This is a genomic window from Oleiphilus sp. HI0067, from assembly GCF_001635735.1.
This window is the reverse complement of the sequence record NZ_LWFI01001669.1, coordinates 1-961: the sequence shown is the minus strand read 5'-3', so window position 1 is coordinate 961 and position 961 is coordinate 1. Positions and strand designations below refer to the sequence as shown.

Annotated in this window: 1 protein-coding gene; it reads left to right on the top strand. The window is 45.4% G+C overall.

Annotated features, from left to right (window positions below; translation table 11 throughout):
- Positions 1-185: 185 nt before the first annotated feature.
- Positions 186-961: MbnP family copper-binding protein (locus A3739_RS26815; RefSeq protein ID WP_068503413.1), on the top strand; the 776-nt coding region annotated here is incomplete at its 3' end.

The window sequence follows — 961 nt, the reverse complement described above, 5'->3', positions numbered from 1 at the left end:
CTCTCTTGAGCACAGTCATCAACAATTAGATTTAACTTCATTGCTAAGCCAGTGTCAGCCTGCTTATTTTTCTAAGCATGCGCGTGCATACATTGTGCTTGATGCTTGATGAAGACATCCTCTAGATTCAGACCTGTGCTCCACCTAAAGCCAATATTTATTCATTTTATTAGGACAAGAGCATCATGAAACTTTCACACTTTACTGCTATCTCAACATGCGCCCTTTTGGCTGCCTGCTCATCAGGCGGCTCTACTAACGTCAACGCCCTACAAGAACAAGATGTTTCCATCGCATTTGCAGCAGAAGCCAATAACGTATCAATTGATTGCGATACACAACTGACAGGCCTAGGCACAAACAATACCAATGCTGATATCAGAGAGTTTAGATTCTATGTGCATGACATCAGACTTACAGATGATCAGAGTAATGAGTATGCACTGGACTTAGAAGACAACTCTTGGAACCACGAGAACGTGGGCTTGCTCGATTTCATGAACAAAGATACGAGCTGTTCGGGCGCTACGAAAAATACAAACACTCAGGTTGAAGGAATCGTGAGCGCTCCAGCCAATGTCGCGTTCACAGGCATTACCTTTTCACTTGGCATTCCCTCTGAATTGAATCACGCAGATAGAGCAACGGCCGTAGCACCATTAGATCAGACGAGCATGCATTGGAATTGGCAAAATGGTTACAAGTTTGCGCGACTCGACGTAGCACCAGTCGGCGGAATCATTCGACCAAGCGACCTTGGCTTTTCAGCTTCTTCATGGAACTTTCATCTCGGGAGCACCAATTGTTCTGGAGATCCTCAACTCGGTGAAACCGTGACATGTGCGCGTCCGAATCGCCCTCAAATAGCCTTAACAAACTTCGATCCAAGCAGCCAACAAATCGTACTGAACTTCGACAACCTAGTGAGCAATTCAGATCTGACTCAAGATCTAGATGGAGC